The 19,599-nt window shown below is 67.1% G+C and carries 17 protein-coding genes and 4 pseudogenes; 12 read left to right on the forward strand and 9 right to left on the reverse strand.

Annotation, left to right across the window (positions count from 1 at the left end):
- Positions 1 to 76: 76 nt before the first annotated feature.
- On the reverse strand, positions 77 to 271 hold the full coding sequence (locus tag OG953_RS43680; protein WP_405692694.1) for a hypothetical protein: 195 nt from the start codon (positions 269 to 271) through the stop codon (positions 77 to 79).
- A 62-nt stretch (positions 272 to 333) separates the two neighbouring features.
- On the opposite strand from OG953_RS43680, the pseudogene OG953_RS43685 reads away from it, so the two are divergent.
- Together OG953_RS43685 and OG953_RS43690 are read left to right on the forward strand one after the other, a co-directional pair.
- Positions 334 to 453 (forward strand): annotated as a pseudogene (locus OG953_RS43685) (IS6 family transposase); the annotation flags it as partial.
- 366 nt (positions 454 to 819) lie between these two features.
- Complete coding sequence (locus OG953_RS43690) at positions 820 to 1,038, forward strand: hypothetical protein (RefSeq protein ID WP_405692602.1); 219 nt, start codon at positions 820 to 822, stop codon at positions 1,036 to 1,038.
- Positions 1,039 to 1,108: 70 nt separating this feature from the next.
- On the opposite strand, the gene OG953_RS43695 is transcribed toward OG953_RS43690, so the two are convergent.
- Entirely contained in the window at positions 1,109 to 1,681 is a 573-nt protein-coding gene (locus tag OG953_RS43695) for a MarR family transcriptional regulator (protein ID WP_331735744.1), read from the reverse strand.
- Between the two features lie 68 nt (positions 1,682 to 1,749).
- Here OG953_RS43695 and OG953_RS43700 point away from each other — a divergent pair, with 68 nt between their 5' ends.
- Positions 1,750 to 2,469 (forward strand): SDR family oxidoreductase, encoded by a 720-nt coding sequence (locus OG953_RS43700; RefSeq protein WP_331735745.1) that lies wholly within the window; start codon positions 1,750 to 1,752, stop codon positions 2,467 to 2,469.
- 672 nt (positions 2,470 to 3,141) lie between these two features.
- Here the strand turns inward: OG953_RS43700 and OG953_RS43705 are convergent.
- Positions 3,142 to 4,140: a DJ-1/PfpI family protein gene (locus OG953_RS43705; RefSeq protein ID WP_331735747.1), complete on the reverse strand. Its 999-nt coding sequence runs from the start codon at positions 4,138 to 4,140 to the stop codon at positions 3,142 to 3,144.
- 153 nt (positions 4,141 to 4,293) lie between these two features.
- Between OG953_RS43705 and OG953_RS43710 the strand changes: the two genes are divergently transcribed.
- Entirely contained in the window at positions 4,294 to 5,013 is a 720-nt protein-coding gene (locus OG953_RS43710; RefSeq protein WP_331735749.1) for a DJ-1/PfpI family protein, read from the forward strand.
- Between the two features lie 130 nt (positions 5,014 to 5,143).
- Here the strand turns inward: OG953_RS43710 and OG953_RS43715 are convergent.
- A pseudogene (locus tag OG953_RS43715) lies at positions 5,144 to 5,900 on the reverse strand (IS6 family transposase).
- 342 nt (positions 5,901 to 6,242) lie between these two features.
- On the opposite strand from OG953_RS43715, the gene OG953_RS43720 reads away from it, so the two are divergent.
- From OG953_RS43720 to OG953_RS43735, 4 genes are all read left to right on the forward strand, one after another.
- Positions 6,243 to 6,437, forward strand: coding sequence for a hypothetical protein (locus OG953_RS43720; protein WP_331735751.1), 195 nt, complete (start codon positions 6,243 to 6,245; stop codon positions 6,435 to 6,437).
- 168 nt (positions 6,438 to 6,605) lie between these two features.
- On the forward strand, positions 6,606 to 6,974 hold the full coding sequence (locus OG953_RS43725) for a hypothetical protein (protein ID WP_331735753.1): 369 nt from the start codon (positions 6,606 to 6,608) through the stop codon (positions 6,972 to 6,974).
- Between the two features lie 973 nt (positions 6,975 to 7,947).
- Positions 7,948 to 8,706, forward strand: coding sequence for an IS6 family transposase (locus OG953_RS43730; RefSeq protein WP_331735755.1), 759 nt, complete (start codon positions 7,948 to 7,950; stop codon positions 8,704 to 8,706).
- A gap of 131 nt (positions 8,707 to 8,837) precedes the next feature.
- On the forward strand, positions 8,838 to 9,557 hold the full coding sequence (locus OG953_RS43735) for a hypothetical protein (protein ID WP_331735757.1): 720 nt from the start codon (positions 8,838 to 8,840) through the stop codon (positions 9,555 to 9,557).
- 259 nt (positions 9,558 to 9,816) lie between these two features.
- Here the strand turns inward: OG953_RS43735 and OG953_RS43740 are convergent.
- Both OG953_RS43740 and OG953_RS43745 read right to left on the reverse strand, forming a co-directional pair.
- A pseudogene (locus OG953_RS43740) lies at positions 9,817 to 10,537 on the reverse strand (IS6 family transposase).
- Between the two features lie 261 nt (positions 10,538 to 10,798).
- Positions 10,799 to 11,194: a hypothetical protein gene (locus tag OG953_RS43745; RefSeq protein WP_331735759.1), complete on the reverse strand. Its 396-nt coding sequence runs from the start codon at positions 11,192 to 11,194 to the stop codon at positions 10,799 to 10,801.
- A gap of 179 nt (positions 11,195 to 11,373) precedes the next feature.
- Here OG953_RS43745 and OG953_RS43750 point away from each other — a divergent pair.
- From OG953_RS43750 to OG953_RS43765, 4 genes and pseudogenes are all read left to right on the forward strand, one after another.
- Positions 11,374 to 11,490: pseudogene (locus OG953_RS43750) on the forward strand (XRE family transcriptional regulator); the annotation flags it as partial.
- A gap of 325 nt (positions 11,491 to 11,815) precedes the next feature.
- The gene (locus OG953_RS43755) at positions 11,816 to 14,113 is read left to right on the forward strand and encodes an NACHT domain-containing protein (protein WP_405692605.1); all 2,298 of its coding nucleotides are present in this window, start codon (positions 11,816 to 11,818) and stop codon (positions 14,111 to 14,113) included.
- 390 nt (positions 14,114 to 14,503) lie between these two features.
- Positions 14,504 to 15,223, forward strand: coding sequence for an IS6 family transposase (locus OG953_RS43760; protein ID WP_331735764.1), 720 nt, complete (start codon positions 14,504 to 14,506; stop codon positions 15,221 to 15,223).
- A 179-nt stretch (positions 15,224 to 15,402) separates the two neighbouring features.
- Positions 15,403 to 16,086, forward strand: a complete 684-nt coding sequence (locus OG953_RS43765; RefSeq protein WP_331735765.1) for a hypothetical protein — start codon at positions 15,403 to 15,405, stop codon at positions 16,084 to 16,086.
- A gap of 59 nt (positions 16,087 to 16,145) precedes the next feature.
- Here the strand turns inward: OG953_RS43765 and OG953_RS43770 are convergent, their stop codons facing one another.
- The 3 genes from OG953_RS43770 to OG953_RS43780 all read right to left on the reverse strand — a co-directional run bounded on the left by OG953_RS43770 (position 16,146) and on the right by OG953_RS43780 (position 19,377).
- Positions 16,146 to 17,984, reverse strand: a complete 1,839-nt coding sequence (locus OG953_RS43770; protein WP_405692608.1) for a hypothetical protein — start codon at positions 17,982 to 17,984, stop codon at positions 16,146 to 16,148.
- Positions 17,985 to 18,283: 299 nt separating this feature from the next.
- On the reverse strand, positions 18,284 to 18,838 hold the full coding sequence (locus tag OG953_RS43775; RefSeq protein WP_405692689.1) for a hypothetical protein: 555 nt from the start codon (positions 18,836 to 18,838) through the stop codon (positions 18,284 to 18,286).
- 104 nt (positions 18,839 to 18,942) lie between these two features.
- Entirely contained in the window at positions 18,943 to 19,377 is a 435-nt protein-coding gene (locus OG953_RS43780; RefSeq protein ID WP_376549976.1) for a hypothetical protein, read from the reverse strand.
- Positions 19,378 to 19,599 lie beyond the last annotated feature (222 nt).

Below are 19,599 nucleotides of genomic sequence, written 5' to 3' on the forward strand. Positions count from 1 at the left end.
CGACTTTCTGACACCGTTTTATGGGCATGATCCGGCGTCGATCCGGTCGCGCGCCGCCGCTTATCGATCTTGCTCATCAATCAGTCGATTGATGAGCGGCGCTGACGAGCCCTGACTCGTAGGCGCTGATCACCAGCTGCGCGCGGTCCCGTGCACGCAGCTTGCTCAGCAGCCGACCGATGTAGGTCTTGACGGTGAGTACGGGCCACGATCGTCGATCGTCCTCGCGAGGCTTCACCCACCGCAGCCGTACGGCTCCGCGTTCACCCACACGGGTGACATCCCCGCAAGATCACCGCCGTTTGCGGCTGGTGACAGCGTTCTTACCGGCACCCCCACTTCCGCCCTCACCGCCACCTGATGAAAGCCTCCGACCACCGAGCCGAGATGACCGTCCGCTTCGCGATCTGGGACCAGATCACCGGCACTGCCGGCCGGCCCACCACGGCCTGACCACAGGCCCGGACCGCGGGCCCCACCAGGCCACGACGCACCGTCAGGCACCTGCAACCCAACAACGTGACAGCACCTCCAGGCCAGCACCGCCGGTCCGCCTGGAGCGCGGTGCCAGCTGCGGAGGGCCGTACAGGCGGGCGTAGGTGCTGGGGTTCATCGGATTCCTTCCCTGCGCGGTACGAACGATCCTCACCGCGCCGACAACACCCCGGCATGGGCCCAGATGCTCATCTCCGCCCGAGCTCATACTCAGCCCGTGCGCCCAGCGGCTCGGACCGGCCGAACCAAGGCGGTCCGAGAGCGCCTACGGAGTGGAAGCCACCGGAAGGGGGGGTGGACGTGTGGGACTGGGACTCTCACCGGATGATTTCGCGCCCCGACCACCCTTGCGTGCTGCCCGGCATCCCGTCGTGGCTTCACAACGTGGCGCCGCGCGACGCGTTCGGCTTCGGCCCGGACGTCCTCATCCACGCATGGCACGCACAGGTCGTCCCACTCGCCGGGCCAGGAGCGCTGCCGGGTTGGCCGGCAACGGTCACCCCGCTGAGCCGGCGGAAGAAGGTCTTCTTCCGCACCTCGTAGGCAGGCTCCAGCGGGTGCGGCTGGACGGAGGAACGGGTGCGGGTGCCTTTCCCCGTGGCCCCCGCACTGGTCACTCCTCGCCGCCCACCTGGGTGATGCGGTCGTCGCCGATGCGCTGCTGCACATCCGTCAGCAGGAGGTGGAGCAGTTCCGTCAACCTGTTCCGCTGGTCGGGGGTGAGTCCTCCGATCAACTCGGCCTCGCGCAGGAGCACTTGGTCCACAGTGACCTCGACAAGATCGTGCCCGGCCGCGGTCAGGGCGATCTGGACAGTACGGGGGCGCCCGGTGCCGGGCTGCCGGGTCACCAGCCCCTCCCGCTCGGCGCGGGCCACCCGTTGGGAAATGGCTCCCGCCGTGACCAGGGCACGCTGCCCAAGTTCGCGGGTGCTCAGGGTGTACGGAGGACCGCTGCGGCGCAGAACGCTGAGCAGGTCGAGAGTCGCGGAGTCCACCCCGGCGCGTGCCAGCACCCGGCGCCGGTCGTCGCCGAAGAGCTTGGCGAGCTGCCAGATGGGCGTGACGATCCCGATCGAGTCGGCCGGAGTGCCAGGGCGTTCGCGTTCCCATGCGGCGGCGATGTCCTTCGCGGAAGCGCGCCCCGCACCGTCCTCGCCGTTCGCCGTCCGGGGTTCCTTTGCCACAGTCCCACTCCCGCCTGTACGTTTAGATCTAAATTTAGACCTCAATGAAAAAGTATCGGAGTCAGCATATGACACGCACCATCGTGGTCACCGGTGGCGGAACGGGCATCGGCCGGGCGACTGCCCGGCTCTTCGCGGAGCAGGGCGAGACGGTGATCGTCACCGGTCGCCGCCCCGGTCCGCTCCATGAACTGGCGGCGGAGTCCGGCGTACGCGCGCTGGTGTGCGACCACACCGACCCGCGGGCGCTCACCACCCTCCTGTCGGAGCTGCCGGACCGGATCGACGTCCTCGTGAACAACGCGGGCGGGAACACCGACTTCGACAGCGACGGAGCCACGGACCTGGCCGCATACGCCCGGGACTTCCGCGCCAACCTCGACGCGAACCTGGTGAGTGCCGCACTGACCACGAAGGCGCTGGACGACCGGCTCGCCCCCGGCGGCGCGGTCGTCCACATCGGCTCGATCGCCGCCGACCAGGGCGCCGGCTCCTACGGGGCCGCCAAGGCGGGGCTCGCCACCTGGAACCTGGACCTGGCCCGCGAGCTCGGCCCACGCGGCATCACCGCGAACGTCGTCTCGCCCGGCTACATCGCCGACACGGAGTTCTTCCGCGACCGCCTCCCGGACACCCGCCGCACCACCCTCGTCGCCGCCACGGCGACGGGCCGCGCCGGTACCCCCACGGACATCGCGAGCACGGTCGCCTTCCTCGCCTCCCCCGGGGCCCGCCACATCACGGGCCAGGTGCTGCACGTGAACGGGGGCGCACACAGGACCCGCTGATCGGGACGGGATACGCGGGGGCCGCAACGGCCGGCCCGCCGACTGCTTCGGCGAGCGCGCTGCCCTCCCGGGGCCGACGGGCCGTCACCTGAACGTCCCTGCCGTGAGCGTTCCGGCCGATCAGGCCGCCGACCCCTTCTGCGGCTTCCCCTTCATGACGCTCGACCTTTCCGGTGCCCACCACGGACACCGGAAACCTGCTGGGCTGAGAGCCGGTCCACCCCGGCCTGCTCGCCGATCTGGACGAAGGCCACTACTTCACCAAGGACTGCCCCCGCCGGGACCGGGTCTGCTGCCGTCCGGGCCGCGATCCGGCGGCGGTAGGCCTTCTGCCGGCACGCCGGTCCGCAGTACGCAGAATCCGCACGCCCAGCCGTAACGGGCTCGCCGCAGGACCCGCACGGCCGCCCCGACCCCCGGCCGCCGTTACGGATCCGCGTGAGAGATGTCCGGCACGCCCGCGAGCACGGCACCCCCTTCAGCAGCTTCTCCGCCCGCCTGACCACCACGAGACCACAGCCGGCGACGCACGGCGCCGACGGAAGGGGTAGTTCCCGCCCGACGCACGGGCCCGATGCCCTGGACGGCGACGATGCGCATACCGTCGCGAGTTCGCATAGATGCAATTGGCGTCGGTCGTAGTTGAGGTACAGGAAGTAGCGCTGAGATTGATCACGGCCGCCCCGCGGTGGGTACAACCCGGGGAGCGCTGTGGACTGTGCGGTGCTGGCTGGGTGTGGTTCCGTAGTGGTCCAGGAACACTTGCCTCATTGTCTCGGCGGAGCTGAACCCGCAGCGCCTCGCGATCGAAGCCAGCGGCAGTGCTGTGGAGACGAGGAGTTGTGAGGCCGCCTCGGCTCGGGCGGTCCGTACGAACTGGGCCGGTGTCTGTCCGAGGTGGTCGAGGAACAGCCGGGCCAGATGACGCCCGCTGACTCCCGCGTACGCGGCGAGCGCGGTGGCGCTGAGGTCGCCGTCGAGGTGCCCGGTGATGTGCTCGACGGTCCGTCGCACGGTCCAGTGCTCCGGAGCCGGTGCGTCGACGAACATGCTGATCTGGGCCTGGTTGCCGGGCCGCTGGAGGTAGGTCACCATCATCCGGGCCAGCATCCGGGCGAGGGCCGGGTTGTGGTCCTCCTCGACGAACGCGAGGGTGAGGTCGAGCGCCCCGGTGACCCCGGCCGACGTGCAGACGTGCTCGTCGCGGAGGTACAGCGGCGCGGGGTCGACTTGGACAGCCGGGTGACGCTGCGCGAGGTCGTGCGCGTACGCCCAGTGGGTCGTGGCGCGCCGGCCGTCGAGCAGCCCGGTCGCCGCCAAAACACTGGCGCCCGTGCACACCGATGCGACCCGACGGCCGATTCCGGCCAGGCGGCGCACGTGCTCGACCAGCCAGGTGTTCTGCGCCGCCGCGGCGTGGCCCGGCCCGCCGACGACCAGCAGCGTGTCGACCGGGCCGCGGGTACGCTCCAGCGCCGCCTGCGTGCCCAGGACCAGTCCTGAGGAGCAGCGCACCGGGCGGCCCTCCGGGGTGACCAGGCGGACGTCGTAGGGCGGACTCGCACCGAGGCGGTTCGCCCCGTCGAAGGCGCTGGTCACACAGGCGACCTCAACAAGTTCCACGTCGTCGTAGGCCACGACCACCACACGGTGGCGGACAGCTGTCGTCATGCCTACGACCCTACCGAATCCGTCTGTAGGACAGGTATCCAAGGAATTCGGACATAGAGTCCAGAGGCTCCTGTCTCTGGTTGCGGCGGTGGGTGAGGGTGGTCAGGCCGGCCACCGGCCACCGGCCACCCACCGACATTCAGGAGTCCTGTCATGACCGAAACCTCGCCCGCGCCGTCGGCCCCGGTGAAAACCATCGCCTTCGTGCTGTACCCGGGCCTCACGCCGCTGGACATCGTCGGCCCGCTGCAGGTCTTCGCAGCGCTGGCTGATCTGGTTCCCGGCTACCGCACCGTCGTGATCGGCGAGCGGATCGAGCCGATAGGAAGCGACACCCCGCTGTCCCTGGTACCCAGTCACACCTTCGAGGAAATAGCGGATCCGCACGCAACGATCGTGCCCGGCGGCCTCGTCCCCACCCTTGCCGCGATGGCCGACGAGAATCTGCTGGGGAACCTACGCGAGACCGCGGCGCGGTCCCAGATCGTCGGATCGGTGTGCACCGGCTCGCTACTGCTCGCGGCGGCAGGGCTCCTGGAGGGCCGCCAGGCCACCACGCACTGGATGTACCGCGACTTGCTCGCCCGCTTCGGGGCAACGCCGGTCACCCGGCGCTGGGTCGAGGACGGGCACTTCATCACCGCCGCCGGCGTCTCGGCCGGCATCGACATGGCACTGCACCTTGTCGCCCGCCTCGCCGGCAACGAGGTCGCGCGCATGGTCCAGCTGTTCATCGAGTACGACCCCGAGCCGCCCTTCGGCCCGATCGACTGGACAGCTGCCGACAGCGGCCAGTACGCACCCTTCGCCCAACAGCTGCTCCAGAACGCTCTCGCCGACCACCCTGCCCTGCTGGCGCACCTGAGTAACTGAGCGCCGTGGGCTGCTAGGCGGGAGGGAAAGGCAGACGGCGCAGTGGTCATGAGGGCGCTGTCAAGTTGTTGGGTTGCAGGTGCCTGACGGCGCGTTGGGGCATGGTGGGGCCTGCGGTCCGGGCCTGTGGTCAGGCCGTGGTGGGCCGGCCGGCAGTGCCGGTGATCTGGTCCCGGATCGCGAAGCGGACGGTCATCTCGGCTCGGTGGTCGGAGGCTTTCATCAGGTGGCGGTGAGGGCGGAAGTGGGGTGAGATGCCGCTGAACGCGGACAGGAACCGCTGGGCCCCGCCGACGGAGCGGAATCCCTTCATGGCGCGTTCGCGCTGCCGGGTGGGCTGATGACTGTTCTCGGCCCGGTTGTTCAGGCCCTTGTGGGAGCGGTGTTCCACCGAGGGCATGACCTCGCGGTGCGCCGCGCCGTAGGAACGGAGCTTGTCGGTGACGACCACCCGCGGCACCGTACGGGTCTTCTTCACCAGGCGGCGGAAGAAGCGTCCTGCCGCGGCCTTGTCCCGGCGGCTCTGCAGGAGGATGTCGAGCACGTTGCCGTCCTGGACGACGGCCCGCCACAGATACTTCAGCTCTCCGTTGATCTTCACGAAGACCTCGTCCAGGTGCCACTTGTCCCCGGGCCGTGGCCGACGGCGGCGCAGTCCGTCCGCGTAGGCCTGGCCGAACTTGGCGGACCAGCGGCGGATGGTCTCGTAGGAGACGATGACGCCGCGCTCGAGCATCAGCTCCTCAACCTCGCGGAAGGACAGCAGGAAGCGGAAGTACAGCCATACCGCGTGCGCGAACCTCCACCGGGTACCGGTGGCCCTTGTACGACGGCGACGCGGACGACACGAACGAATCCCTCCCCGGCACGACCAACCAGAAGATCATCCCACCCGGCCAGTCAACGTGACAGTGCCCTCCGAAGGCTTCAGACTCCGCTACGCCCCGGGACAGCACTCGCAGCATGCAGTAGGGGGCAGGACTTGCAGGACATCACACCCAGCATCCTGCGGGCTGCCGGTCCGAGTGCCGGCCTCGCCCGATGAGTACGTCACCTCGCCCACGAACTGGTCAATCCCCGGGCCAAGGAGACCACCGGGCTACAAATGACCGTACCCAGCCCGTTTGACCTTACCGATGCGAGACTCCCGTCCCGGACAGGCGCACGGCAAAGCGGTCTCCCGTTTCCTCGTCGGAAGGGCGCGACAGTGCGGAATTTTCAGGAATGTGATGGCTGAGGTCGGTTCGCTCGCGCACGGGGCCGTGCAGCCGTGGCCGGCGTTGATGGCCTGGCTGACCCTGCGGACGACGGGATCGGAGCCGTCGTCGGACATCACGGCGGTGGGACCGGCGATCCCGGAGCAGTCGGCAGCTGGAGAGAAAGCCTCGATGCCCGATCGTTGCCTCCTGGCCGTGCATGGCTGAGCCCGACGAAGCGCCCCGGCTGCCTGCCGGGGCGCTTCAGGAATCGAGATGGCTGGCTCAGGAGTGTTGCGCTGAGGAAGATCCAATGGCGCGACGCAGCCCTCGAACGGGCCCGAACCATCGCGAGCCTTCACGTCACTCCGCCTCCACCGCCATGAGGGAGAGGCCATGGCGCGGGTAGTAGTCGAGGGCACCGATATTGTCGTACACCTGTCCTGGCGGGAGAAGGCGGCGGCACACCACCGCGATGTGCGGGTTCCGGTATCGGCGCTGCGCCGGCTCCATATCGAGCCCGACTGGTGGCGTGCGCTGCGCGGTGAGCGCGGTCGGGGCACCTGCATTCCCGGACGGCTGTGCGCAGGTGTCCGGCATCTCCAGGAGGGACAGGACTTCACGTTGGTACGGGCCGGCACGCCGGTGCTGTGTGTGGAACTGCGCCGGAGCGCACCGTTCAGCCGACTGGCGATCTCCGTCCCCGACCCCGAGCAGGCGATGCGAACTCTACTGCCGCTGGTCCCACAGGATCGACTGGGATGAAAGCCAGCGGCACCCGCTGCCCACTACGGCCGCCGTTGCCTCGTCGGGCGCGGCGTCGGTGTCTGATACCCCGGATCACCTTGCATTCGAAGGCGTTGGAGCCTCTTTCACGGACAGAGGCCACCTTGTTTCCGCATCTGGGCACGATACTCACAGGCGTGAATGCAAGCTGACTTTCGATTACGTTGGTCGGCCGGGCTAAAATTCTTTATCTAGAAGGTTTCCGGTGCCGTCTCGCCCTTGGAAGTGCGGCTGTGGGACGCCTGACACCAAGGAATCAAAAAAACTTTCCACAAGGGGTTGTATCCGCTGCCAGGATTTGGGTTCATTGGTGAGCGCCCATCAAAAAGGGCCCCCAGCCCGTTACTTGGCAGTGAGCGGCTGGAGGCCCAAGGCGCTGTGCCCTTCGGGGATATCCGAGAGAGGAACAGTCCTTTGTCACGCAAGCGTAAGACAGCTATGCCCCAACACGACACCCTCAAGCGAGAGCTGATCTCGTTGATTCCAGTGATCGCCGTACTGTCGGCAGGAGCTGCGCTCGTAGTCACCAGTGCAGCTACGACGACCGAAGCGGCTGGCTTCGTAGTTGCGATCCTTGCTGCGTGTGGTTGGGGAGCACGCCGGAGGAGGTAGGGATGCCTTCTGCTCATCTATGCCCCGCAATCCGTCCGGATTGCGGGGCATACGTCTGCTGGATTACGGCAACCGCCGCGCCCTGCACAGCACGTCCCCTGGTAACTATTGCGCTGATACGCGTTGTCGCCTGGGTGGCAACCGGTGGATACGGCCGTGGCTACGATGCGAAACGCCCTGACCCCGGCAGTTGCGATGCCGGGGTCAGGGCGTTGTCACCGGGTGGCTATCCGAGCCACGTGATGGTGAGGACGGACAGGCGGCGCAGGGGCCGGTTCACCCAGTAGGTGAGGGAGAGCTGGCCGACGGAGGGCACTGTCACGTTGACTGGCCGGGTGGGATGATTTTCTGGTTGGTCGTGCCGGGGAGGGATTCGTTCGTGTCGTCCGCGTCGCCGTCGTACAAGGGCCACCGGTACCCGGTGGAGGTGATCGCGCACGCGGTATGGCTGTACTTCCGCTTCCCGCTGTCCTTCCGCGAGGTCGAGGAGCTGATGCTCGAGCGCGGTGTCATCGTCTCCTACGAGACCATCCGCCGCTGGTCCGCCAAGTTCGGCCAGGCCTACGCGGACGGACTGCGCCGCCGTCGGCCACGGCCCGGGGACAAGTGGCACCTGGACGAGGTCTTCGTGGAGATCAACGGAGAGCTGAAGTATCTGTGGCGGGCCGTCGTCCAGGACGGCAACGTGTTCGACATCCTCCTGCAGAGCCGCCGGGACAAGGCCGCGGCAGGACGCTTCTTCCGCCGCCTGGTGAAGAAGACCCGTACGGTGCCGCGGGTGGTCGTCACCGACAAGATCCGTTCCTACGGCGCGGCGCACCGCGAGGTCATGCCCTCGGTGGAACACCGTTCCCACAAGGGCCTGAACAACCGGGCCGAGAACAGTCATCAGCCCACCCGGCAGCGCGAACGCGCCATGAAGGGATTCCGCTCCGTCGGCGGGGCCCAGCGGTTCCTGTCCGCGTTCAGCGGCATCTCACCCCACTTCCGCCCTCACCGCCACCTGATGACAGCCTCCGACCACCGAGCCGAGATGACCGTCCGCTTCGCGATCTGGGACCAGATCACCGGCGCTGCCGGCCGGCCCACCACGGCCTGACCACAGGCCCGGACCGCGGGCCCCACCAGGCCACGACGCACCGTCAGGCACCTCCAACCCAACAACGTGACAGCACCCGCGACGACGACGAGCCCGTCCTCGGGCTGTCCCCGGACGGCGCCTTCATCGCCGTGTGCGACGACGGACGGCGGCCCGCACTGGCCAACGCCACTTCGTATGCGGACCTCTTCGACGCGGCAGGGACCAGGCACGGCCGATTCCCACGCTACGAGGTCACCATCACCGCCCTGGCCGTCACCCCGAATGGCTCGCTGGTCATGGGCGATATGAAGGGTTCGGTGACGTTCTGGGAGCCCGGCGACAACCCTGGCGCCGAGCACACTCGCCACGGACACACCGGGCGCGTGACTGCGGCAACAGCGGCGCCCGACGGTTCCTGGATCGCGACTGGCGGCCAGGACAAAAAAGTCAGGCTGTGGGATATGACGACCCGCCGTCCGACCACACTGACCGGCCACACCGGCGAGGTGACAGCCATCGCTATCGCACCGGACGGCACATGGCTCGCCACAGGGAGCGAGGACGCGACGACGAGAATTTGGGAGAGCGCCACCGGCTCTCATATGGGCTTGCTCAACGGGCATTCTGGACGCGTGACTTCAGCGGCTATCTCACCGGACGGAAGCTGGATCGCCGTCGTGAGCGCGTCGCGGACACTGCAGATCTGGGAGCGCGCATCGAGCGAGATCCTGGCCCTCATCCGCACGGAGGCCGCCCTACTTGACTGTGCCTGGACAGGAAACGGGCACGACCTGATCGCCTGCAGCTCACGTGGTCTGCACGGCTACCGTTTCCTGCCCAGCGCAACGACGCAGACTCCGGCCCCGTAGGTCGTCCGACTCGGCTGCTCCACTGTTGCGTCGCTTGTGGTGGGACAGTGAAGCCACCCCAGTCCTACCCCACCCCCCTGTGGCGCGCCCTCGACAAAGGCACTACCTGATGGCCCGACCCGAGATCCTGAACGAGGACCGCCGCAGTACGCCACAGCACCGAGTGCGTGAAGACATCCACGCGGCGTTGTCACGTTGTCGGGGGTATAGGCGTCTGGCGGTGCGTCAGGGCGTGGTCGAGGCGGCTGTCGGCTGTCGGTCAGGCCGTGGCGGGCAGGCCGGCGGCGCCGGTGATCTGGTCCCAGATCGTGAAGCGGACGGTCATCTCGAGGCGGTGGTCGGGTGCGGTGCGGTGGTAACGGCCGGGTCGGAAGTGGGGCGAGATGCCGCTGAAGGCGGCCAGGAATCTTGGGGCGCCACCGACGCTGCGGAAGCCCTTCATCGCGCGCTCGCGCTGCCTGGTGGGCTGGTGCGAGTTCTCCGCCCGGTTGTTCAGTCCTTTGTGGGAGCGGTGCTCGACCGAGGGCATCACCTCGCGGTGGGCGGCGCTGTAGGAGCGGAGCTTGTCGGTGACGACCACCCGCGGCACCGTGCCGGTCTCTTTGAGGAGTCTGCGGAAGAAACGCCTGGCCGCGGCCTTGTCGCGGCGGTTCTGGATCAGGATGTCGAGCACGTTGCCGTCGACGTCGACGGCCCGCCACAGGTACTTCACCTCGCCGTTGACCTTGATGAAGACCTCGTCCAGGTGCCATTTATCGCCGGGCCGAGGACGGCGGCGCCGCAGGCTGTTCGTGTAGGCCTGGCCGAACTTCAGGCACCAGCCGGCGCACCGTCTCGTAGGACACCATGACGCCGCGCTCGAGCATCAGCTCCTCGACCTCGCGGAAGCTGAGCGGGAACCGGAAGTACAGCCAGACGCAGTGGGAGATGATCTCCACCGGGTACCGGTGCCCCCTATACGACGGCAACGCACTCTCCACAGCAAGACCCTCCCGAGCATGATCACCCAGAAGATCATCCCATGCGGTCAGCCAACGTGACAGCGCCCTTCGGGAGGCACCAGAGCACACCGAGAATTCGAACGCTGCTTGAGTTTCGACCCGAGAGGCGGCTGCCGAGGTCTGGCAGGCGGTGTGCGGCGGCCTACCTGCCGACACCCATCCGAACGTAGCCACGACGTTCCCGCGTTTTCGTGTGTGCGGTGCCGACTGCGTCAAAGTCGCACAGGCGGCGGGACGTGCTCAGTGGTCACCCGTGTGCGGGCGCGCGGGGCGTGGGAGTGGCTGGCGCCAGTCGCCCAGCGTCGTGAGGAGGAACTGGCGGGCGAGAAGACGTATGTCGTCCCACGCCGGATCTGTGACCAGGGCGTTGGCCCAGAGGCCGGCACGGCAGGCGGCATCGATCTCGCCGAGGCGACGGCCGATGGCCTGAAGATCGCGCAGATCCTTGGGCTCGAAGGCTCCGCGCTCCGCGAGTCCTTCGGAGACGCGGCAGAGGAGCTCCGCCTCTTCAACGACGGGCTCCGTCTCCAGCTCACGCTCGTCCAGCCAGGCCAGCTGATCCTGGGTGTCGGCTGCGAGGAGGGTCATAAAGCGCAGCGTCCAGGTGCTCAGGCGTGCGTCGCCGAGATGGTTCATACACGCAGGATCGCACCTAGCTCCCGCAACCGTGTTCGATGGCACGGAAGGGCGGCAATGGCCGGCGCGGCGCCCGCGGAGGTTGAAGCGCGAGTGCTGCTGCCGCAATCGAACAGTGCCAGACAGCGGTGCCTCCCGAAGTCGTGAACATCTGCTGTCCGTTCTCATGAACAAAGCCACGTGAAATCATCGCCGAAGGATTTAAGGACGTGTATTTCCAGGACGGCGGTGGCCGCGCCATGGGACTCTCGGAGGTCGAAATCAACGACATCGACTACCTGGATCTCGACTACTGAATTCGGAGCCCTTTTATGGCGAGCATCAATTACCCGTGAACCGAAGCACGATAGTTGTCACTGCGGCGGGCGTGTAGTCACCAGGGGCGGGTGAACGGAGCGTGCATCTCTGCCGGGGTGGTTCGGCGTCACCAGTGATGACGTGTGTCTCATCGACAGCCTTTCTCGTGACTTGACTCAGGGCTGGCTGACGGAGGTACGGGCTCGATCGAGTCAATCTGATCATTCCCGCCCCGTGGCACGTGTGGTCACGACAGACTGGTCCGTTATGGGCTACAGGGGTCGTTGGTTGCGTGTGGTGCCGTGGGGTGTGTGTGCGGCGGCTGTGGTGTGGCTGGTCGTCAGCGTCATCGTTGACGGGTGGGACAAAGCGGATCAGAAGGCCAGTGTGGTCGGCGCGGTGAGCGGTCTGGTGGCTCTTGTGCTGACGATCCTGGCCCGGCCGGGCCAGGATGCCGGTGTGGAGCTGGGTGTTGTTGCCGACCAGCTTGCGTTGGTGGTGAAGCGGCAGTGGGCCGAAGAGGCCGAGGCCCGGCGCGTGAACGATCCGTATCCCATGCCCGTCGCTTGGCGTACGGCCGATGCAGCCCTGACCGAGCCCTGGACCCGGCTGACCGGCCTGGCCAGCAGCTGGCCAGGTGGCCCGCCTGGTGATCCCGCCGGGTGGGCTGCGGACGAGGCCGGACTGGCGGGACACGACGCGCAGATCCACGAGGTCTTCGCCCACCGTGTGCCCACCCGTCGACTGGTCGTGCTCGGCGAGCCCGGCTCCGGCAAGACCGTGCTGCTCATCCGGCTGCTCCAGGACCTGATCGAACGCCGGCAGGACGGCGGACCTGTACCCGTCCTCTTCTCCCTCGCCTCCTGGGACCCCAACCACGATTCCCTCGAAGCCTGGCTGACTGACCAGCTACGACGCAGTCACCCCGACCTGCGTGCCCCAGCACCCACCAGCACCGCCACACGAGGCACCCGCCCGACCGATCTGGCACAAGCCCTGCTGGCAACCGGACTCATCATCCCGCTGCTCGACGGCTTCGACGAACTACCCCCCACCCTGCACACCGTGGCACTGGATACCCTCAACCGGACCATGCCCGCCCGACAGCCCTTGGTCCTGTCCAGCCGCGCAGTCCCCTACCGCGCAGCCCTGACCCGGCCCGACGCCACGGTCCGACTCAACGGCGCCGCCGGCATCCACCTGCTCCCCCTCACACCCGAGGCAGCCGCCGACTACCTACGTCGCGACGCAGGCGGCACCGCCCACCGCTGGAACCAGGTGATTACCCACCTGGGCACCAACACCCCTGCCGGGCAAGCACTGAGCACACCGTTCGGACTGTTTCTGGCCCGCACTATCTACAACCCCCGCCCCCAAGTCACACCGGGACCCCTCCCACACCCGAACGAACTCTGCGACACCGCCGTCTACCCCACCCGCACCGCTCTGGACACCCACCTGCTCAACGCCTACATTCCTGCCGCCTACAGCCCTCACCACCCCAACCCCTCACCCTGGACCACACCCCAGGCCCTTCACACCCTCACCTTTCTCGCCCACCACCTGGAAAACCACCGCGACGGCACCCCCGACCTCGCCTGGTGGGAACTGCACCACGCTGTCTCCGCCCGCACCCAACGCATCATCTATGGCGCGTTCTTCGGGATCGTGGATGCACTCATTTCCATGTTCGACGGTACGCCGCGGAACGACAGCCTGGCAGAAGTGGTCTCCCTCGTACTCGCCTCCACCGTCCTGTCCCTGCTACTGCCTGCCGTACGGCGCACCCCAGGCACACGCCTGACCTTGGCGCTCCGCGCGCTTGCCTTCGGCCTCACGTTCAGCCTCCTTTGGGCTGCCCTCCAGTTCCTCTTGAGTATCTTGCTATCCCTCCCCCAGGAGAAGTTGGGGGAATTGGCAATGGGCTGGTTATTGTTCGGGATTGGTGCCGCGTTGTTGACATTCTTCAGGCGCGTACGTACGGGGGTGCCCAAGGCGCGAGTCCGCTGGCATCTCGGCTCAATGCTTCTCGGGTTGCTTTGGGTACCTGGCCTGACTATCACAGGCTTGGCCATCGACGCACTTATGGATAATGTCGATTTCGATTACGATATCCAATATATTGGGAATATTTGGTTCGTCATCGGCTTCTTCCTCGGCATTCTGAGCGCGTTGGTACACATGACCTCGCGCGGAGTGAGGTCTGAGCCTTCCGACCTGACCACCATGGTCGGAGCAGCCCCACTGCTTGCCCGGGACCGCCGCGTCTGCCTTATGTTCGTGCCGATGGGAGGCCTCTTCTCCGGGCTTCTCGGCCTTATCGTCATGCACATCAAAACCGAGCAAAGACTCAGTGAGCAAGCGGCCGAACTGGCAATCTGGGTCGGATCGGGGATGGTTATTGGTCTGATGCTCGGTGCTTTCCATACAGCTTGGGTAGACCTCGCGGTATCAAGGACTCACCTTGCGATACGACGCAAAGTTCCCTGGCGTCTCATGCCGTTTCTCCAGGATGCGCACGAACACCGCGGTGTGCTGCGGCAGACCGGAACTGTCTACCAGTTCCGGCACATCGAGCTGCAACGCCACCTTGCCCAGCAGCCCCAGCCGCCCCTCACATAAGAAGACTCGCACAGCATCCACCGAATCCCACGTCCCCTATACCTTTGCGGTCGACAGCGTGCCCGCTGCTGCGCTCTCCGTCACACGGCCAACTGGCGCAGCGCCCCACTGTTCGCTGGCCCACTGCGATAGGACAGGAGGCGCGGGATATTCGGCTCGCTCGAATGCCCAGCGCTGCCCCTGCCGAAAACCTCATCCACCGAGGTCAGGCTGCATGTTGGTATTCGTGGAGAGTGCCGCCGAGGCGGTCGCGTCGTCGTATGTCCAGGCGGGTTATCCCGTGCGGATCGGTGATCGGCGTGGGCAGCGGGTATAGCGGACGGGGCGCTGTCACGTTGGCTGACCGCATGGGATGATCTTCTGGGTGATCATGCTCGGGAGGGTCTTGCTGTGGAGAGTGCGTTGCCGTCGTATAGGGGGCACCGGTACCCGGTGGAGATCATCTCCCACTGCGTCTGGCTGTACTTCCGGTTCCCGCTCAGCTTCCGCGAGGTCGAGGAGCTGATGCTCGAGCGCGGCGTCATGGTGTCCTACGAGACGGTGCGCCGGCGGTGCCTGAAGTTCGGCCAGGCCTACACGAACAGCCTGCGGCGCCGCCGTCCTCGGCCCGGCGATAAATGGCACCTGGACGAGGTCTTCATCAAGGTCAACGGCGAGGTGAAGTACCTGTGGCGGGCCGTCGACGTCGACGGCAACGTGCTCGACATCCTGATCCAGAACCGCCGCGACAAGGCCGCGGCCAGGCGTTTCTTCCGCAGACTCCTCAAAGAGACCGGCACGGTGCCGCGGGTGGTCGTCACCGACAAGCTCCGCTCCTACAGCGCCGCCCACCGCGAGGTGATGCCCTCGGTCGAGCACCGCTCCCACAAAGGACTGAACAACCGGGCGGAGAACTCGCACCAGCCCACCAGGCAGCGCGAGCGCGCGATGAAGGGCTTCCGCAGCGTCGGTGGCGCCCCAAGATTCCTGGCCGCCTTCAGCGGCATCTCGCCCCACTTCCGACCCGGCCGTTACCACCGCACCGCACCCGACCACCGCCTCGAGATGACCGTCCGCTTCACGATCTGGGACCAGATCACCGGCGCCGCCGGCCTGCCCGCCACGGCCTGACCGACAGCCGACAGCCGCCTCGACCACGCCCTGACGCACCGCCAGACGCCTATACCCCCGACAACGTGACAACGCCAACTCCAGGGCCTCCCCGCCTGTTCCCGGCCGGTCGCCGATGGCTCCGGGCCGGGGACGGCACCGCAAGACCTGATGTGCGCGACCGCTTGTACATTGATCGTATGAGCGATCAACACGGTTCAGGTCTACGGTGGATCGGCGAGCACGCCTACCAGGACGCGAAAGGCCGTATGCCGGGGATGCTCCGCGGCATTTCCCTGACGACGGCCCGCGGCGTGGACGCGGAAGAGTTCCTCGTCCGGCTCGGCGCAGATCCTGAGCAGCTCGAATGCGGGGACCTGTACAAGGAGCGCCACGAGCTCGCCATACCCCCAGACATGGGGGACGTCAGCCGCGCCATGTACGGCACCTGCGGCGGCTGGCTGTACGTCCTGGAGGACACGTGGGCCGCCACCTGGTCCCTCGGCTACCGCGAGGTACCGGAGATGGATCCCCTCGTCGGCGAGGAGATCATCTGTCTCACCCTGAATCTCGGACCGGGCCCCTCCCGGATCCTGCACGCGCCGGGCGACGAGGGCCGCACCTGGCAGGCCGAGTTCGCCGAGAGCACCGGCCGGAACTCGAAGCTCGACACCGCCCTGCATGCTGCCGGGGCCGTCTTTCCCACCGCCTACGACGGCGTGCACACCCAGGAGGAGGCGTCGCGGTACTTCGAGGAGCACCATCGCGACATCCCGGCCCGCGTGTTCGCCGGCGTAGGCGACTACTGTGGCCTCACGATCGACCGGGCCGCGGTGGAAGCCGGAACGCTTCCGCTCGTCCTGCTGCCGGTCCCGCAGCTCTGAGACGCGAAACGGCGCGGGCTCCCAAGGAGGAGCCCGCGCCGGCTGCTATCCGGTGACGGCTACTTCGCGGTCATTGTGCAGATCACCGGGTTGACCGGCGTACCGAACGCGTCGGTGTGGTCGCACCGCCCGGTCATGCGGGTGTCGAGCCAGTAGGCGTCCTTGTCCATGATGCGCATCTGCTTCATGAAGCTGGTGAAGTTGCCGCCCATCGTCTCCTGGTTGTGGATTCCGGAGATCGAGGAGCGTCCGCACACCTCCTGGAACGTCGGAACGGGCACCGTCGGGCTGTCGATGTTGTACAGGTGGACGCGGCCGTCCTCCTTCTTCGCGAAGGTCTGCACGCACGCTGCGCCGTCGGGCTCTCCGGTGGTACTGCCGGACGGGACGGCCTCGTTCAGGCCGCCTTCGATCTTCTTCATTCCTCCGCTGTTGTAGGAGGACGCGAAGGCGAACTCGTCGCAGTTCAGAGCGTCCGTCGCACTGTCGAGCGCGCTCGCGTCACCGTTCGCCGCGGCCCAGCCGGACGGGCAGATCCGATTACGGTTCGTCTCGTTCTGACCCTTGTCGCCCATGTAGTACAGCGGCTTGTCCGCGCTGTCCAGACCCGTCGTCGGCGGAAGCACGTTCTGGATCAGCCACGCGTGCGCAGCGGCCTGCGGGAACTTCTTCGCGTTGAACGCATACGTCGGGGCCGAGTTGAGGAACACACAGCCGCTCTCGCCCCACGTGGTGTTCGTGTCGCAGCGGATCTGGTCGAGGTAGACCTGCTCGGGACGGTAGTCCTTGCTCCACTGGTAGTCGACCGTCTGCCCCACGCCGGGAGAGTGGACGGTGCCCTCGATCTTGACGTCAGGCTTGTACAGGTACGCCTGGTTGGCCACCGAGTTGTCCCACGTGTACTTCGTCGTCAGCGACGCCGAGTGCGTCTCGCCCGGCTTCCAATGTGGCGTGGCCGTCCAGTCGCCGCCCTGCGGCTCGATCGGCGTGCATGATCCCTGACAGATGTGCCCGTTGAAGGCAGAGAGGCTGATCCCGCCGTCGAACTCGGCCGGAATCCTCACGCCCTCGATCGTCAGCTTCTCCGTGAAGCTGGCAGGACCGTCGAGGTGCAGCTCACGTGTGAACACGAAGTCGGCGATGGCCGTCGGGTCGTCGTCCGGACCGAGGTAGTAGCGGACCGGCCGCTGGTCACACTCCTTGTACCGGTCCGCGTACGTGCCCATGGAACCCGGGCCGCACCATCCCACGTCCGTGATCCCCACGGACTTCTCCGACTCCGTCGCCTTCGCGCCCTCCGGCTTGTCCGGCGTCCTCATCACGCACAACCGGCTGCTGTCCGCATCGACCTCACCGCACTGCTTCTGCGGCTCGTACGCGGACAGTGCCGACGGCCCAGACCTCAACGGCCTCGTCTGCTCGCTATTCGGCTCCGTCACGAACGACGGCCGCTGAGCGTCGTAGTCCGGCGCAGGCAGCGCCAGGTCCACCGGAAGCTCGATACGCAGCCGCGCCCAAGGCGACCACTCCGTCTCGTACAGCGACCCGTCATACGCAGACGTGCGGAACACGTAGTCGACGTTCGGCTTCAGACGGCCAGGCGCCACCGTCACGGTCACCGCAGTATTGGACGGCACATAGGGAGAGACGATCACGCCGTACGAGTTGGCGTCGGTCAGCTTCACCCTCTCCAAAGGAGCGCCGCCCTCAGTGGTGGTCCACGCCTCGAACGTCAGGTTCGCCGTCGGACTGTCCTCGTCGAACACCCAGTTCTTCAACTGGACGTGACGCGTGTTCACGCTCCACGTGCCGAGACCCCCGTCGACCTGCTTCCACTTCGGTCCGGCCGACGGCGTCTTGCCTGACGAGGGACGCTGCGTGTTCGCCGCGATTCCCATGCTCCGCTCGGGTCCCGCAGCGGGTCGCGACGACGGAGCATAGTTCGGATCCGTGGCGCTCGGAGCGTCCTCCGCTGCTGCGGGCGTCATGGTGCCGGAGCCCAGCAGCATGACGGCTGCGGCGCCGACGGCTATGCGAGACAGGATGCTTCTTCTTCGAGTCTTGCCTAACAAGAAAGGTTCCCTTCTGGCCCTGCCCGTTGGGCTGTTGCCCCGGCAGGACTGAACGGTTGGATTTATCGCGCTGAACCTTCCTACGGGCACTTTGATCTTCCGGCAACGGTGCGAGATGGGGGCTTTCAGTCCCAACGGGATCTAGCGGATGTGACAGGCGACACGGTTGTGGTGCCACCGGTCGTGATCCTGTGAGGGCAGCACGAAGAACCCGCCGATCCGATGGCGTGCCGGTCAGCTTCGGCCCGGTGTATTGGCCGCTGCGGCACGCCGGGGGCGTCGTGCCACTCGTGGACGATGGCGGCGGGTGCGCCGTCGTGGATGATCCGGCAGAACGGGCAGTCGGGTCGCGGGTGCTGGCGGGGGACCGGCGGCCGGTCGATGTGGTGGTGGGTGACCTGGACGGCGCCGGCCTCCCGCACCCGGTGACCGATGGCGTCGGCGATGGCGGGTGCGCGATGACGTCCGTACCAGCAATTAACCAGGAGTTGGACCGGGCGGCCGTGCGCAGCGGTGCGCAGCGCGGTGAGTTCGTGTACGGCGTCGGTGACGATACGGACCGCGCCGGGGGTGTTGAGCACGTAGTCGCGTACGCCCGCGTCCTGTCCGGTCTGGTGGGCGACGATGTCGGTGAGGGTCGGGTCGTCTGGCGGGTTCAGCAGCTTGTCGGTCAGGTTGATGGTGAGGACAGCACCCCGGGACTGTCTCTGGCCCGCACGGCTGGCCGGCCCGGGAGCCCGCTGTCATCGCAAGTTCTGCGGCCGCGTGCATACGAACTGCCCGTTCAGGGGCGGGTGATCCGGCGCGCGCGGATGCTGGTGTGGAGAGCCCAGGCCGTCAGGAGTACACAGGCGACGACGGCCGCGATCCGTACGGCGGTCCAGGTGCCGGTGGCGACGGCTCCGTCGAGTTCGGGGTTCCCGGGCAGGCGCAGGTTCATGTCGACGATCGCGATCAACGGAACCATCAGACGGAAAGCGAGTCCGCGCAGATGCGGCTGGCGCGCGAGGGTTCCGGCCCACCCCAGCAGCGGGCCGAAGATGCAGGCCGCCACCCACCACGCCATCGCGTTCCCGATGAAGCCGGCCCAGTCGATGGGCAACGACTCCATCTGCTGGCTCCCTGCCGCCATGTCGAAGACCCGGAACTCGCCCTGCCCCATCTTCACCAGGTAGTACGCAGCCACCGCCACCACCAGCGAGGCCGGTGCCAACCACACCGCCCGCTTCCATGACCGGCACACCAACCCGATCGCGAACGCGAAAGCCGCCCAGGACCACCCCGCGCTCGCCACCAAGTGCACAACATGCCCCGCCGCTCCGCCGACAGCCTCCCTCCCGCCATCCGACCTCTGCCGCGTCAACACAGGGCCCAAAGCCCCCAGAACAGCCCCCGCCACCAGAGCAACGGGAACCACCACACGCACACGTGCCCAAGCCAT

This window comes from Streptomyces sp. NBC_00057, assembly GCF_045041165.1.
Classification (GTDB): domain Bacteria; phylum Actinomycetota; class Actinomycetes; order Streptomycetales; family Streptomycetaceae; genus Streptomyces.

Coding starts and splice junctions, on each gene's coding strand:
- OG953_RS43690 (WP_405692602.1), top strand. CDS start 820: ATGATTTCGCGCCCCGACCACCCTTGCGTGCTGCCCGGCATCCCGTCG.
- OG953_RS43725 (WP_331735753.1), top strand. CDS start 6,606: ATGGCGCGGGTAGTAGTCGAGGGCACCGATATTGTCGTACACCTGTCC.
- OG953_RS43770 (WP_405692608.1), bottom strand. CDS start 17,984: ATGGGAATCGCGGCGAACACGCAGCGTCCCTCGTCAGGCAAGACGCCG.
- OG953_RS43705 (WP_331735747.1), bottom strand. CDS start 4,140: ATGACGACAGCTGTCCGCCACCGTGTGGTGGTCGTGGCCTACGACGAC.
- OG953_RS43730 (WP_331735755.1), top strand. CDS start 7,948: ATGATTTTCTGGTTGGTCGTGCCGGGGAGGGATTCGTTCGTGTCGTCC.
- OG953_RS43700 (WP_331735745.1), top strand. CDS start 1,750: ATGACACGCACCATCGTGGTCACCGGTGGCGGAACGGGCATCGGCCGG.
- OG953_RS43720 (WP_331735751.1), top strand. CDS start 6,243: ATGGCTGAGGTCGGTTCGCTCGCGCACGGGGCCGTGCAGCCGTGGCCG.
- OG953_RS43745 (WP_331735759.1), bottom strand. CDS start 11,194: ATGAACCATCTCGGCGACGCACGCCTGAGCACCTGGACGCTGCGCTTT.
- OG953_RS43765 (WP_331735765.1), top strand. CDS start 15,403: ATGAGCGATCAACACGGTTCAGGTCTACGGTGGATCGGCGAGCACGCC.
- OG953_RS43710 (WP_331735749.1), top strand. CDS start 4,294: ATGACCGAAACCTCGCCCGCGCCGTCGGCCCCGGTGAAAACCATCGCC.